The organism is Legionella rubrilucens (assembly GCF_001468125.1).
Taxonomy (GTDB): Bacteria; Pseudomonadota; Gammaproteobacteria; order Legionellales; family Legionellaceae; genus Legionella_C; species Legionella_C rubrilucens.
Map to the genome: position 1 here is coordinate 270,021 of NZ_LNYT01000020.1, position 13,310 is coordinate 283,330.

Here is a 13,310-nt window from a genome sequence, read left to right on the forward strand (position 1 = left end):
TCGATTAGCTGACGGTTTTATCCGTCACCCGGCTTTCAAGATAAGGGATAAACAAGCGTAAGGCCTGCTGGAACCAGGGCGTGAACTGCTCTGGTTCGTCATGGACCCATTGCTTCAGATAAGCCAGCGTTACCCATTGCACAGCCTGGGCTTCGTCTTGATTGAAGGGTATCGTGTCGCTCTCGTAAGTGCCTGCCAGCACGTAATCGAGTTCGTTTTCAAATAAACCATTATTAAATACCGCCACATAATGAAATTTACCCACGGTATGAAGCGTGGTTTTAATCCCCATCTCTTCATAAAGGCGGCGTTCAGCGGCTGAAACAACGCTTTCCTCTGGCGTTGGATGCGAACAGCAGGTATTGGTCCATAAACCGCCTGAATGGTATTTACTCTGTTGACGTTGCTGTAAAAGAATTTCAAACCGGTCTTGCCGCCGGCGGTAAATAAACACGGAAAAAGCACGATGCAGCATGGCGTATTGATGCGCCGACAGCTTGTCGATGGTTCCCAGTACTTCGTCATCTGGTGTAATCAGCACCACATGAGGATTATTCATTCATTCGTCCCCGTTCACCCGATGGGTATTAAGAGTATAGACTGTGCGCCAGGCTTTTTTGAATAAAAATTAATCAAATTGATGGCGCTATGCTATAGTTAATTAGGTTAATTTATCAGAACGGCATTTTATGGATTTTCATACCTCTGTTCCGGCCAAATGCATATTGGCCGGTGAGCATGTGATTGTTCATCGTGGTTTTGCTTTTGTCACCCCATTTAGCAATTACACGCTTACCCTGGGTTACACCAAGGACTCTGTCCGTACCATTCAAACGATTTCCACGGAGGGGGAAAACTCGCTCTCCATTATGCTGTGGCCTGTCGTCAGTCATGCCTTGATGCTTGCGGAGAAAAACCCGGCGGAACTGACCGGCTTTTTTACCATTCATTCTTCAATTCCCATTGGCGCAGGCCTCGGATTTTCCGCCGCCATCTGCGTGGCCGTCGCCCGCTGGTGTCTGTATTACGGTTTAATCAGTCAGATGGAACTCTTTGAATTTGCCATTCAGCTTGAAAACGAGTTTCATATCAAAAGCAGCGGTCTGGATATCGCCGGAGTCATGTCCAGCGGGGTGATTAAGTATTCAACCAATCATGAAATACAACCGATTGAACCGCGTTGGAGACCCCGGCTTTACGTGTCGTCTTCCGGTGAAAAAAGCATTACTGACAGTTGTGTCAAGACGGTGAATGCGCTTCGAAAGACCAATCCTGAATTGGCAACCACCATTGATGACCGGATGCTTGATTCAGCAAGGGAAATCCAAATGGCTTTGGAAAGCGAGGCGACAGAAGGTTTTCTGCTGCTGGAAAGCGCGTTAAACAAAGGCAATCAATGCTTTTATGACTGGGGACTGGTTTCTGAAAAACTTCATCAGCATGTTCAGGAATTAAAAAAACACGCCAAAGCCTGCAAAATCGTTGGCGCAGGGTATGGCGGTCATGTGATAAGCCTCTGGGATAAGGAGCCGGATGTTCATTTGCCCTTTAAATTGCATCGCCTGTTGTAATTTTTTGATAAAAAATCAATAACACTCCACACGTGTTGTGGTCACATCCACCGGGGCGTCTTTGACAATGGTGATGGTTTGATGAGGCGGAACCACCAGGACCTGCTGGTATTGAACAAATTCGGTATTGCTGTAGTTACAGCCAGTCAGTAAAACGAAGGGTATTAAGGCCATCCATTTCATGTTGTTATTCCTTCTTCGTCATTTAGCTCAAATTGTAGTTTGATTGCTTATTATTTGCCAATCATCCCCGCCGTTCTTCGCTTGCGTAGCCTTCGGGCTTTTTATCATTAAGATAATAAAGGAAAGCCAGTAATTGTGCGACGGCCAGATAAAGGGATGGGGGAATCTCATCATTTAATTTGACTTTGGATAGCATGGCTGTCAACTCGGGGTCTTTTTCAAGCGGGATGCCGTTTTCCTGGGCGACTTTGATGATTTGCTCGGCAATAAACCCCTCACCCTTGGCCACCACCCGCGGGGCTGATTCACCATCGTATTGCAGGGCTACGGCCTGTGGCGGTGTCTTGTTCATACTTTCAAGTCCAGTAAAGAAAAGCGGCTGCCGTCGATTTTGTTGTCTTCAAGCCCAAGATGCAGGCCAAAGGCGCCTAAATTCAGCCCCAAATCGCTGACCAGTTGTGAAAATTCATCGTGATGATCCTGTAACAAATCCAGGGTGGCTGGCTTGTCCGCGTTGATGTGGATATCAATGGTGTTCTGATACATAGTTATTGTGCCCTGCAAATCGCCCAGATCGTTTAAGCTTAAGGCAAATGAAATGCTATATCGCGGCGGCATCAGGTTGTTCTGATGTTCTTCATTAATCAGCAGGGGGATGGCTTCCTGGCCATCGGGCGTTCTTATTGGTAAATCCAGCATCAGGCTGTAAGGCTGATCCGGCGTTTTCATCAAGTGAGCGTATTGACTGGTATTGATGCGGGCAAGCGCATGTTCCGTGTGCTCGCTTAGCACGGACAACAGTTTCTCCACCGGCATGTCCGCCATGGATTGCAGGGATTTGGGCTCCAGGCGATGATGGGGTTGCGGTACTGCACCGGGCAGTGGCAGGGAATCATTCTCAGCCATTTCATACCCCGTGCTGGCCATGGGTTTGGCAGGCGGGGTGATGCCCTGTTGTGCTAAGGTATCTAGCAAGCGCAGGTACTGTGCTTTCAAATCACTGGCAAGGGCCGCCGGCGGTAAGGCCGTCGGCGTCACGGCGGCGGTCAGCAGATTCGCTTCCAGAAACAGGCCGCTTTGACTGACCGCCTGCATCATCTGTTTCGGCAATTGCGAAATAGTCGGAAGGCTTGAAAGGATGTGGTTTATCTGTTCTTTGACATTAACCGGAAGCTTCGGATGCGCCACCAGCGCATGGAGTGTGGCCAGCAGGGCTGTGGCCGGGGCTTGTCGCGGCAGGTTCTGGGCCAGGGCCGTTTGAATGGGGGAGGGCGGCGCTTTATCGCTTAACACCTGCAAAATGGTTTCTTCCCCGATTTGCAGCACCTTCACATCCAGCACTTCTCCCGGAGCAAAATGGTGTGCGGTCTTGGCATTGATATTCTGGCCGTTGATTTGGATGGTGACCTGATCCTCTTTTAAGGCCCCGATGACAACGCTTTTAAGGATCTGGCCAACGTACAGGTCCACGGCCGGTTTTGCGAGTTTGAGTTCCTGCACCGGATTTAAGCGTACGTTTTGTACCGCACCAATGTCAAAGGCCATGATGGCATCCTTTATCTGCGCTCACCACCAATTTTTCTTGTCTTTTCTAAAGTCATTTCACTATACTGATGCCTTTGTTATCGGCTGGAAAATCCTTTTCTTGATACTTGTCCATGAAAAGGCGTCGTGGCTCACCAAAGCTTGGGTAACATAGGGATACTAACAAAACAGGGTGTGGAAAATGTTAGATAGAGCGAGTGTTGTCGACGAACAATTTATAAAGCGCGTTCAAAAGGGGGATTTTCCTGCTCCCCGAAGCGTATTGACTCCCTCTCAGGCCGGCATGGATAAAAAAACAAGCATCGAGATTTTCGATTCGCAAATGAAATCGCGCCTGCTTGATTTAATTGCCCGCCAGCTTAAAGAAAAGGGTTTGTCCTTTTATACCATTGGCAGCAGCGGCCATGAAGGCAATGCCGTGTTTGGCGAGGTTTTTTCACCGTCCGATATGGCGTTTCTGCACTACCGAAGCGGCGGCTTTTACCTGCAGCGGTCAAAGCAGGTGGCGGGGTGCGATGGAGTGAGGGACATTCTCCTCTCGCTGGTGGCTGCCGCAGACGATCCGATTTCAGGCGGCCGTCATAAAGTATTTGGCAGTGTGCCTTTGAATATCCCGCCGCAAACCTCGACGATTGCTTCGCACCTGCCGAAGGCGCTGGGCGCGGCCTTGTCCATCACCCGAGCCAAAGAGTTGGGCATTACCGCCAATTTATCGCCTGACAGCGTCATCCTCTGCTCGTTCGGCGATGCTTCAACCAATCATGCCTCAAGTCAAACCACGTTAAATGCCTGTTCCTGGATAGCCAGTCAGAATTACCCCCTGCCTCTTGTTTTCATTTGCGAAGACAATGGCATCGGCATTTCCGTGCCGACCCCTGACAGTTGGATCGAGTCTTCGGTGAAACAGCGTCCCGGTATTCACTACCTGCATTGTGATGGTCTGAACATGGCCGATGTTTACCTGAAAGCGCGTCAGGCAGACGCCATCGCCCGTCATAAAAAACAACCTGTTTTCCTGCACATGCGCTGCGTGCGCCTGCTGGGGCATGCCGGTTCAGACATCGAATCGCAATACCACAGCCAGAGTAAAATTGAACTCATTGAAAGCCATGACCCGTTGCTGCATTCCGCCCGCATTTTATACGATGGCGGCTGGATGTCGCAAAAAGCCATGATTGATTTGTACCGTGATAACCGGGCTTTAATCGAAGCCAAGGCGACAGAGGCCATACGCCTGCCGCGCATGACCAGCGCCCGACAGATCATGACGTCGATCACGCCCAAAGTGCAGCCGAAAGCCGATTTCCCCTTGCCGGATGAAACCCGGCGGATGGCGGTCTATGGGGCAGCGGCCAATCAGTTAAAATTAAAGCGCAACCTTTGCCAACAGATTAATTTCGCGTTAACTGATTTGATGATGCAATACCCCAATATGCTGGTTTTTGGTGAGGATGTGGGTAAAAAAGGCGGCGTTTACCGCGTCACCGCTGATTTGCAGGCCCGCTTTGGTCAACGCCGCGTCTTTGACAGCCTGCTGGATGAAACCACCATACTGGGTACCGCTATTGGCCTTGCGCACAATGGCTTCATTCCAGTACCTGAAATTCAGTTTTTGGCTTATTTGCACAATGCCGAAGACCAGTTACGGGGCGAAGCGGCCACGCTGTCATTTTTTTCAAGCGGCCAATACCAGAATCCCATGGTTATACGCATTGCGTCCTTAGCCTACCAGAAAGGCTTTGGCGGTCATTTTCACAATGACAATTCCATTGCGGTGCTGCGTGATTTACCCGGCGTCATCGTCGCCTGCCCTTCCAATGGGCCGGATGCGGCGAAAATGTTACGTACGGCCATGCGCCTGGCTTACAGGGAAGGCCGTATTGTAGTCTTCCTTGAACCCATTGCCCTTTACATGACCAAGGATTTGCATGAAAACGGCGACAACGGCTGGCTGTTTGACTATCCCTCACCTGAACAAACCATTGAACTCGGGGAGGTCGGCGTTTATGGGCAAGGGGATACCGTCATTCTAACCTATGCCAATGGTTACTATTTATCCCGGCAGGCCGCTAAACTATTAGAAGAGCAGTACAACATTAAAACCAAAATTGTCGATTTGCGCTGGTTAAGCCCCTTGCCGGCAGCCGCCATTATCAAAGAAGTGGCTAAAGCCAAACGCGTGCTTATTGTCGATGAAGGTCGACGCAGCGCGTCTGTCAGTGAAGGGTTAATGACACTGTTGATGGAAGAAGCCCCCTCCCGTTTGAAAATCAAACGCATCACGGGCGAAGACTGCTTTATTCCGTTAGGTACCGCCTGGCAGTATTTATTGCCCAGCCGGGATTCAATTATTGCGGCCGTTTTGGCATTGCATTCAGTAAAAAGGGAGAAAGAAGGTGGACGACTTGTTATTTCTTGACGAACAATTGCACGACGACGAACGTATGATTCGCGAAAGTGTCGCGCGCTTTGTCAACAACGATGTGATTCCCTTAATGGCTGAATCGTTCGAGCACGGGCAATTCCCACGTCAATTGATTAAAAAATCAGCGGATTTGGGCCTGTTGGGTTTAACCCTGCCGGCGCAATATGGCGGTGCGGAAGCCTCTTATGTGGCCTATGGCCTCGTTTGTCAGGAATTGGAAAAAGGCGACAGCGGCCTGCGCAGCTTTGTCTCTGTACAAAGTTCGCTGTGCATGTACCCCATCTTCCGTTACGGTAATGAAGAGCAAAAAATGCGCTTTTTACCCGCCATGGCGGCGGGTGAGGTCATTGGCTGCTTTGGGCTGACGGAACCCGATTCCGGCTCTGATCCAGCCAGCATGCGCACTCAGGCTAAGAAAGTGGATGGCGGTTGGCGTTTAAACGGCAGTAAAATGTGGATCACCAATGCGCCGATTGCTGACATTGCCATCGTCTGGGCAAAAACCGAGAGCGGCATTCGTGGTTTCATCGTTGAAAAAGGAAGTAAAGGCTTCAGCGCCCCGGAAATTAAACACAAGATGTCATTAAGGGCTTCCATTACCGGCGAACTGGTGTTTGAAGATGTTTTTGTTCCCGATGAAAACCTGTTGCCGGGGACTGAAAAGGGCTTGGGCGCGGCTTTAAGCTGCCTCAGCCAGGCCCGTTACGGCATTGCCTGGGGGGCAATGGGAGCCGCCATGGCCTGCTTTAATGAAACCCGCGACTACCTGTTGGAGCGTAAGCAATTTGACCGTCCATTGGCTTCGTTTCAGTTGATTCAGAAAGACTTAGCCGAGATGTACACGGAAATTATCAAGGCCCAGTGCTTGAACCTGCAGATTGGCCGCTTAAAAGATCAGCAGCGTGAAACGCCGGTCATGATTTCACTCGCCAAAGGCAATGCCTGCCGCGAGGCGCTGAAAATAGCTCGCCAATGCCGTAATTTATTAGGCGGCAACGGGATTAGCCTGGAATACAGCGTGATTCGCCACATGCTGAATCTGGAATCCGTGTTCACCTACGAAGGAACAGATAATGTTCACACCCTGGTATTGGGCCGACACATTACCGGTATCAATGCCTTCAGCTAATTAACCTGTCCTGAATTCACCGCAGGCAACAGTCTTCGCTTCGATGGCAAGGCGGTTGGCTGCGGTAATGCCCTTGAGCATTCCCTGCCCTCCTGAAAACCTGAGCAATTCACCCTGCGTTGACTATACTTTTACATATATTCTGGCTTGGATAGGAAGCACCGGCTTAGGATTGACCATGAAGGGATGCAAAATGACTCACCGCATGAACCCAAGCGATTTAAAGCCCTGTCGTACACGATTATTTCACGCAATGAGACGGCTGCGTGTTAACTTTATTGGCGTAGGGAGTTAATTATGGAAATCCAGGTGTTATTGGCCGGTGATGAGAAAAAGGAATTATTACGCATCAAAAAGCTGTTGAGCGCGATTAGAAAGAGCCGTTTCCGGGTGAATGTGGTTCTTGATTCTGATAATGCGCTGGCGGAAACCCTGAGTGGCCATGTGGATGTCTGCCTGATTGATTTCGAAGCCGAACCCCTGGATGGGCTTAATCTGGTAAGACGAGCCATCGGCAAAGGCAGTGATGTGCCTTTTATTGTTTTAGCCTCCGAAGAAGGCAGTACCGAAGCCACCGATGCAGGAGCCAGTGATTGCCTGAATAAACAGGAGTTGAACGGGCAACTGCTCGATCGGGTTATCCGATATACGATTGAGCGCAAAAAAAATGAAGATCAGTTAACCAAAGTCAATCAGCAACTGCAGTATCTCGCCAATTATGACCTGTTAACGGGCCTTGCCAATCGCAATCAGTTCAACAACCAGCTCCCTTTCATCATTGAGCGGTGCATGCGGCAAAAATTATCCTTAGCCGTGTTGTTTCTTGATCTGGATGAGTTTAAGCAGATCAATGACGCCTGGGGACACAGTTACGGGGATTTGTTATTGAGGCAGGTGGCTAAGCGCCTAAGAAAAAACCTGCGTAAAGTCGATAATATTTATCGCTTGGGCGGTGATGAATTCATTGTGGTGGTTGACGGTCATATCAATGAAGATCAGGTGGCGCATCTTGCTGATAAAATCATTGCCATTCTGTCAGAGCCGTTCATTCTGAATGAATACAAATGCCAGATGTCGACCAGCATAGGCATCAGCTTTGCCAATTTTGATTCCATGCGTCCGTCGGAGCAATTAAGTAAAGAAGCTGACATTGCCATGTACAATGCAAAAAAGAATGGCCGTAACACCTATCAATTTTACCGTGCGGAATACGTCGATGACGTCTTGCGTTACACCCATTTAACACTCGACTTGTACGAAGCCCTGTCCAATAATCAGTTTAAACTGCAGTACCAGCCTTTAATCACTCTGGATGGCGATGTCATAATGGGTGTAGAAGCACTCCTGCGTTGGTATCATCCGCAGTGGGGTAATATTCCACCCAAGGTGTTTATTCCGCTGGCTGAGAAAAACGGCTTGATTAATCCCATCGGCGAATGGGTCATGCGCGAGGCCTGCCTGCAAAGCCGACAGTGGCAGGAACAAGGCTATGCCCCCCTGCGCATGGCAATCAATATTGCCATCAGCCAATTGCAGCATCCTCATTTTGTTGACACCACGAAAAGTATTATTCAGGAAACACAGGTCGATCCATCCCGACTGGAGTTGGAAATTTCAGAATCATCAATCACCACCAATTTTCATGAGTGCGCGCAAAAAATGAGTGACCTTAAAGAAATAGGGGTTCATTTTGTGATCGATGATTTTGGCACGGGGTATTCCAATCTCGGTTATTTAAAACATTTTCCCTTCGACAAACTTAAAATTGATAAATTGTTCATTGATGAAATTACTTCCAATAACAATGAACAATACATTGTCGAAGCCATCATTAATCTGGCTAAACAAATGAACCTTGAGGTTCTTGCAGAAGGGGTAGAAACCCGGGAGCAGTTAAACTACCTGCGCAAACATCACAGTGATCAGGTTCAGGGCTTTTATTACAGTGAACCGCTGGATGTTGATGTGTGTACGCGGTTACTGGCTAAGGGTAACAAATGGAACCCTCTGATGACGACAAACCAGCATAAAGTCTATAATAAATTGAGGTAGCGGAGAAAATCGATGAGTAATCTTGAAAAAGAGACCGTGGATACCCTGGTTAAGCCGGAACCGGATTTTTCTGACGAACTCTCACTGGAAGACTCTTCCAATGAATTAAACCAGAATCAGTTTATCAGCGGTGACGAAGTGGATTTGCTGGGTGATGGCGTCCCGGGCTATGAAACCACGGGCGAGTGCGATCCGGTCGATCAGATTGGCAATGATATTCTGGTCAATAGTCCCAAATCGTAGCTGTTCTCCTCAAATTCCTTTAAATAATTTTTGCCAAACCCTTGAAAAACAGACAGTAACCCCTATGTTTAATATCACACCTTCTTAAACTTTCAGGAGACAATGATGAACATACGTAGTTATTATCCCTTGCAAAAAGATTTAAGTAATATTTTTGACCACTTCTTTCGCGATAATGGCGCAGACTCTTCGTTTGTAGACACAGGAACCTGGGCTCCGGCCGTTGATATTAAAGAAGAAAAAGAAAAGTTCCTGGTGGTGGCTGATATTCCTGGCGTCAATAAGGATGACATCCATATTGCTCTCGAAAACAACATTCTGACCATCAGCGGCGAAAGAAAATTTGAAAGCAAGGAAGAAAAGAACGGCTATTCCCGGGTAGAACGCGTGCAGGGCCAGTTTTACCGTCGATTCAGCCTGCCGCAAACGGCCGATGAGTCACAGATCAGCGCCACCTACAAGCACGGCGTTCTGGAAATTGCCATTCCTAAAAAGCCCATGGCTGTACAAAAGAAAATTGAAGTCAAAACTCAAGAGTAAATGCTTGATAACCCGGACACGGCTGCGGGCGTATCCGGGTTGCTCATGAAGCTTATTTCTTAAGCTGCCAATTCTCCATTATTGAATTAACAGAGGTTTTTGCTCCTCTCTGTTTTCGTTTTTTCCATGAACAAAGCGCGTTGTATTGAATATATCCTGCAATTGTCTGCAGCAAGCCTTGTTGTGCAGGGAAAACGCGTCATCAGCCATCAACGTATAAAGCGACTGGACCCCCTGATGACGCCCTTTACCAAAAAAGTGAGATTTTGACCAATGGCTGTCTTTGCGCGCTGCGGCGATTTCACGCATTTTCAGGCTGAGCATCGATAACTTTTCCGTTTCGGGCCAGGCCTTTTTTTGCAGTTTTTTAATTTCCGCCATGATCTCTTTCACCCCAGTGCTGTTGGTTCCCGTGCAGTGTTGCTGCAACAGGCTTTCCCAGGTTTCAAGGCGCGGCACGGCTTCGTCATGGGGGTGCATCATGGCGGGCGAACTGTCGAACCCGGTCTGTAATTGATCCTTTAAATGCTGGTTCTCCGCCGCTAATTCTTTATTGTTCTGTTTCAGGGTTGCGATTGCTTTATTAGCCTGCTGCATGGCCTGTTGCAGGTTTTTTAATTGATTCAACAGGTTTTTTATCCAGGCAATGAACGGCATTTTTTGCGGATTATTTTCAGGTGTCATTAATGTCTGGGCGTTTGCCAGTTCAGAGGCTTTGTCCATCAGGGCTTTGTTTTCTTCGAGGAGCTTGTCGCATTTCGCCTTTAAGTCTTCCAGGGGTTGCTTCAGCGGCAGGGGAGGAGCCTTTTGCACTAGTTTTTCAATTTCAGCCTGTTTCGCTTTGATTTGCTGACGTAAGGTTTCCTGTTCAGCCAGGGATTCTTCATACTGTTTTTTAAAATTCTGCAGTTTCAGTTTTTCGTAACTGGCTTGCCAGTGTTCGCCATAAGCGCGAATACAATCTTCAAGAGGGGTTGTTTTGGGGAGTTCTGGTGACAGGGAACGGATATAGTCGCTCAGTTCGTCATGTCTTTTCTGCAGGCGCTCGTATTTCTCTGAAAGCGTCAGATAATGAGCCTGGGCTTCCAGACGGACATTTTCTACGGCAAGACAGGACTGAAAAATCTGTAAATCCTTCTCCATCTTTGCCGCTTGCGCCTGCAGTCTCGAGCTGATTGGCTTTTTAAACGCAGTAACGGATTTGGTTTTCATCTTAAAAAGAGCATCGACAGCGCCTTTTAGGCCCTTTTGCATGCTGCTCCACTGTAAATCGGTCCCGGAGGTGGTTTTTTTATGGACTTCCGCTTCTTCAAAAAGAACAGCATAGGGCGTTGTGAGAAAATCAATTACTTTAATGGCGGAAGCCAGGAGATCATCATAACGTTTATCTTTGGCAACCAACGGTTCAAGATCAGCGAATAAAATTCTACGAAGGAAAGCGCAGTGAGCCTCGCTTGCACTTCTTTCCTCGGTGCTGAAGCTGTTGAGATAGGCTGAGGCGCTGGCTTCCTGCCGGTAGGGCCCAAGAAGCGCATTCAAACCGTTATTATCGGCCACAGTCCAGGTTATCAATCCTTCTTTTTTCTGGTGGCGAAAATAGGCGCCGGAGAGGGCCAGGACGTTAAAGTTTTCACTGCTGATGTATTGCAGGATTTTAGTGGAAACCTGCGAAAAAAGCTGGCTGTATTCTGATTTCTCATTTTTCAGCGCTTTGGGTGCGATAATTTCAATTAGCAATTCAGAGATATTAATTAAAAAAGAAGACAGTTCACTGGGGGATGAAGCCCAGGAGCGGCGTTGGCAGTCAGTTAATTGAATTGGCATGATAGTCCCTCGGTTACTCTGTCAATTTAATGGACTCCATCATAACCGAGTTTGTTAACGCTTAAAAAGGTTACCGTCAAAAAATAGCGCGTTTGACTATACTCAATTAAATCCAATCACAAGGAGGTAAAAATGAACCAACCGCAGACAGGGGAGTTTTGCTGGAATGAACTGGCTGTCGCTGATAAGGAGGCGGCTAAATCGTTTTATGGCCAATTGCTGGGCTGGACATTCACTGATCATGACATGGGCGAGTACACTTACACGATGATAAAAAACCGTGATCAGGAGTTTGGCGGTCTCTGGCAAATCCCTAATGACAGACAAGAGGAGATTCCATCGCACTGGATGGGGTATATTCTGGTGGATGATCTGGAAAAAACCTTGGCTAAGGCAGAAAAACTCGGTGCACAGGTCATCATGCCCATTACCCAGGCAGGTGAGATGGGTCGTTTTATTATCCTTAAGGATCCTGCCGGCGCTCACATCGCGTTCTGGCAATCGGGAACGAAATAAAGTGGAATAACAATGCCCGCCTGACCCGCGGGCATTTAACAACGAGAGGCTTGTTATTTCTCATCGGTCACGGTATTATTGCCATCCAGTTCGGGGCGTAGCGCAGCCTGGTAGCGTACTAGCATGGGGTGCTAGTGGTCGAAGGTTCAAATCCTTCCGTCCCGACCAGTCTCATCAAGGGTTATAACGAATCCACATCCCCTAGCATGAATTCTTGGCTACACTTCTGGCTACACTTTCAAAATTTTCCATAGGCTAGTGTGTAAAAAAAATAGCTCCTCAATTCAATTGCCACTTTCATCTATTGAATTTATAATCGGCACTCTGCTAAAAAATAATTTTGAACAAGGAGATGTGATGAAAGAATTTTATATTAATAGAATCGATGCAGAAGAAGATAAAGATGAGTATATGCCTTGGTAACTAAAGAAGAGAAAAAGTATTCCATCTGATATTTTGCTGTAGAAGTAGTATGAAATTAATCTTAAACAATGATGTGTTTGCAGTAATCGATGATTTCTTAGAGCCATCCCCTTTTGAAAAAATTTGGAATTTTATTCAAACTGAAAAATTTAAGTTTGTTCATTCTTCTAGATGGATAAATGCTTTTAGTCTCGAGGATGGCGCTCCTCTGTGGGGTAACGTTACTATTTCTCATTCAAGGCCTGAACCCTGCACTACAGAGCAAATTTACCCTACCGATACAACAATTGATTTATTTATACAGGCACTAATTGTGGGCTCTGCGGAGTTTTCTCATTTAATAGGGTTTAAAGATAGAGATTGGGACTTTTTCTATGCTAGGCCCTACCTTTACCCAAGGGGTTCAGGACTTTCTTGGCATACCGACGGAAAATATAAAATCTCAGGCGCGTATGTTTATTACTGTCATCCTAATTGGGATATGAATTGGGGAGCCGAATTATTAATTAATCCTATACACCAGCAAGAATTTGAATATCCTGAAGTCTCTTTAATTAATAATGAGATGAAAAAAGCAGGGTTCCACCTTAATAGCTCAGAGTTGAATAACTATATTGGCGATGGAATAGGCTATTATATCGTACCGAAACCTAATCGATTGGTTATTTTTAAAAATAATATTTTGCATTGTATAAAAAAAGTAGAAAATGCAGCAGGAAATCATGTACGGGCATCGATAACTGGTTTTTTTATGAGTAATGACAAAATACAGGAAGTGAAAGGGGGGCTGAAAAGACCATTCATTTATAATTATTAGTTTGAGCCCCACCAAATTATAGACAACCCCCAATCTTAATAT

14 protein-coding genes and 1 tRNA gene are annotated in these 13,310 nt (G+C 47.1%); 10 read left to right on the top strand and 5 right to left on the bottom strand.

Annotation, left to right across the window (positions count from 1 at the left end; translation table 11 throughout):
- Positions 1 to 4 precede the first annotated feature (4 nt).
- Positions 5 to 559 carry an isopentenyl-diphosphate Delta-isomerase gene (gene idi, locus Lrub_RS08995; RefSeq protein WP_058531842.1) on the bottom strand — a complete coding sequence of 185 codons (555 nt, stop codon included), beginning with the start codon at positions 557 to 559 and terminating at the stop codon, positions 5 to 7.
- A 130-nt stretch (positions 560 to 689) separates the two neighbouring features.
- Here idi and Lrub_RS09000 point away from each other — a divergent pair, with 130 nt between their 5' ends.
- On the top strand, positions 690 to 1,571 hold the full coding sequence (locus Lrub_RS09000) for a mevalonate kinase family protein (protein ID WP_058531843.1): 882 nt from the start codon (positions 690 to 692) through the stop codon (positions 1,569 to 1,571).
- Between the two features lie 15 nt (positions 1,572 to 1,586).
- Here the strand turns inward: Lrub_RS09000 and Lrub_RS14775 are convergent, their stop codons facing one another.
- From Lrub_RS14775 to fliK, 3 genes are all read right to left on the bottom strand, one after another.
- On the bottom strand, positions 1,587 to 1,754 hold the full coding sequence (locus Lrub_RS14775; RefSeq protein ID WP_156413036.1) for a hypothetical protein: 168 nt from the start codon (positions 1,752 to 1,754) through the stop codon (positions 1,587 to 1,589).
- Between the two features lie 61 nt (positions 1,755 to 1,815).
- Positions 1,816 to 2,106 (bottom strand): EscU/YscU/HrcU family type III secretion system export apparatus switch protein, encoded by a 291-nt coding sequence (locus tag Lrub_RS09005; RefSeq protein WP_058531844.1) that lies wholly within the window; start codon positions 2,104 to 2,106, stop codon positions 1,816 to 1,818.
- Positions 2,103 to 3,299 carry a flagellar hook-length control protein FliK gene (fliK, locus tag Lrub_RS09010; protein WP_058531845.1) on the bottom strand — a complete coding sequence of 399 codons (1,197 nt, stop codon included), beginning with the start codon at positions 3,297 to 3,299 and terminating at the stop codon, positions 2,103 to 2,105. Before fliK ends, Lrub_RS09005 begins: the two co-directional genes overlap by 4 nt.
- 181 nt (positions 3,300 to 3,480) lie before the next feature.
- Between fliK and Lrub_RS09015 the strand changes: the two genes are divergently transcribed.
- The 5 genes from Lrub_RS09015 to Lrub_RS09035 all read left to right on the top strand — a co-directional run bounded on the left by Lrub_RS09015 (position 3,481) and on the right by Lrub_RS09035 (position 9,688).
- Positions 3,481 to 5,718, top strand: a complete 2,238-nt coding sequence (locus Lrub_RS09015) for a dehydrogenase E1 component subunit alpha/beta (RefSeq protein WP_058531846.1) — start codon at positions 3,481 to 3,483, stop codon at positions 5,716 to 5,718.
- Positions 5,696 to 6,853, top strand: coding sequence for an acyl-CoA dehydrogenase family protein (locus tag Lrub_RS09020; protein WP_058531847.1), 1,158 nt, complete (start codon positions 5,696 to 5,698; stop codon positions 6,851 to 6,853). Before Lrub_RS09015 ends, Lrub_RS09020 begins: the two co-directional genes overlap by 23 nt.
- Positions 6,854 to 7,150: 297 nt before the next feature.
- Positions 7,151 to 8,905, top strand: a complete 1,755-nt coding sequence (locus Lrub_RS09025; protein WP_058531848.1) for a GGDEF/EAL domain-containing response regulator — start codon at positions 7,151 to 7,153, stop codon at positions 8,903 to 8,905.
- A 12-nt stretch (positions 8,906 to 8,917) separates the two neighbouring features.
- Complete coding sequence (locus Lrub_RS09030) at positions 8,918 to 9,148, top strand: hypothetical protein (protein ID WP_058531849.1); 231 nt, start codon at positions 8,918 to 8,920, stop codon at positions 9,146 to 9,148.
- Between the two features lie 105 nt (positions 9,149 to 9,253).
- Positions 9,254 to 9,688 (top strand): Hsp20/alpha crystallin family protein, encoded by a 435-nt coding sequence (locus Lrub_RS09035; RefSeq protein ID WP_058531850.1) that lies wholly within the window; start codon positions 9,254 to 9,256, stop codon positions 9,686 to 9,688.
- A 78-nt stretch (positions 9,689 to 9,766) separates the two neighbouring features.
- Here Lrub_RS09035 and Lrub_RS09040 read toward each other — a convergent pair whose 3' ends face one another.
- On the bottom strand, positions 9,767 to 11,512 hold the full coding sequence (locus tag Lrub_RS09040; protein ID WP_058531851.1) for a hypothetical protein: 1,746 nt from the start codon (positions 11,510 to 11,512) through the stop codon (positions 9,767 to 9,769).
- Between the two features lie 132 nt (positions 11,513 to 11,644).
- Here Lrub_RS09040 and Lrub_RS09045 point away from each other — a divergent pair, with 132 nt between their 5' ends.
- The 4 genes from Lrub_RS09045 (at position 11,645) to Lrub_RS09055 (ending at position 13,268) form a co-directional block, all read left to right on the top strand.
- Positions 11,645 to 12,028 carry a VOC family protein gene (locus Lrub_RS09045; RefSeq protein WP_058531852.1) on the top strand — a complete coding sequence of 128 codons (384 nt, stop codon included), beginning with the start codon at positions 11,645 to 11,647 and terminating at the stop codon, positions 12,026 to 12,028.
- Between the two features lie 91 nt (positions 12,029 to 12,119).
- Positions 12,120 to 12,196, top strand: a tRNA-Pro gene (locus Lrub_RS09050).
- 90 nt (positions 12,197 to 12,286) lie between these two features.
- Positions 12,287 to 12,451, top strand: a complete 165-nt coding sequence (locus Lrub_RS14920) for a hypothetical protein (protein ID WP_162263136.1) — start codon at positions 12,287 to 12,289, stop codon at positions 12,449 to 12,451.
- Positions 12,452 to 12,500: 49 nt separating this feature from the next.
- A complete protein-coding gene (locus Lrub_RS09055; RefSeq protein ID WP_014842633.1) occupies positions 12,501 to 13,268 on the top strand; it encodes a 2OG-Fe(II) oxygenase in 768 nt (255 codons plus the stop codon).
- Positions 13,269 to 13,310: the final 42 nt, after the last annotated feature.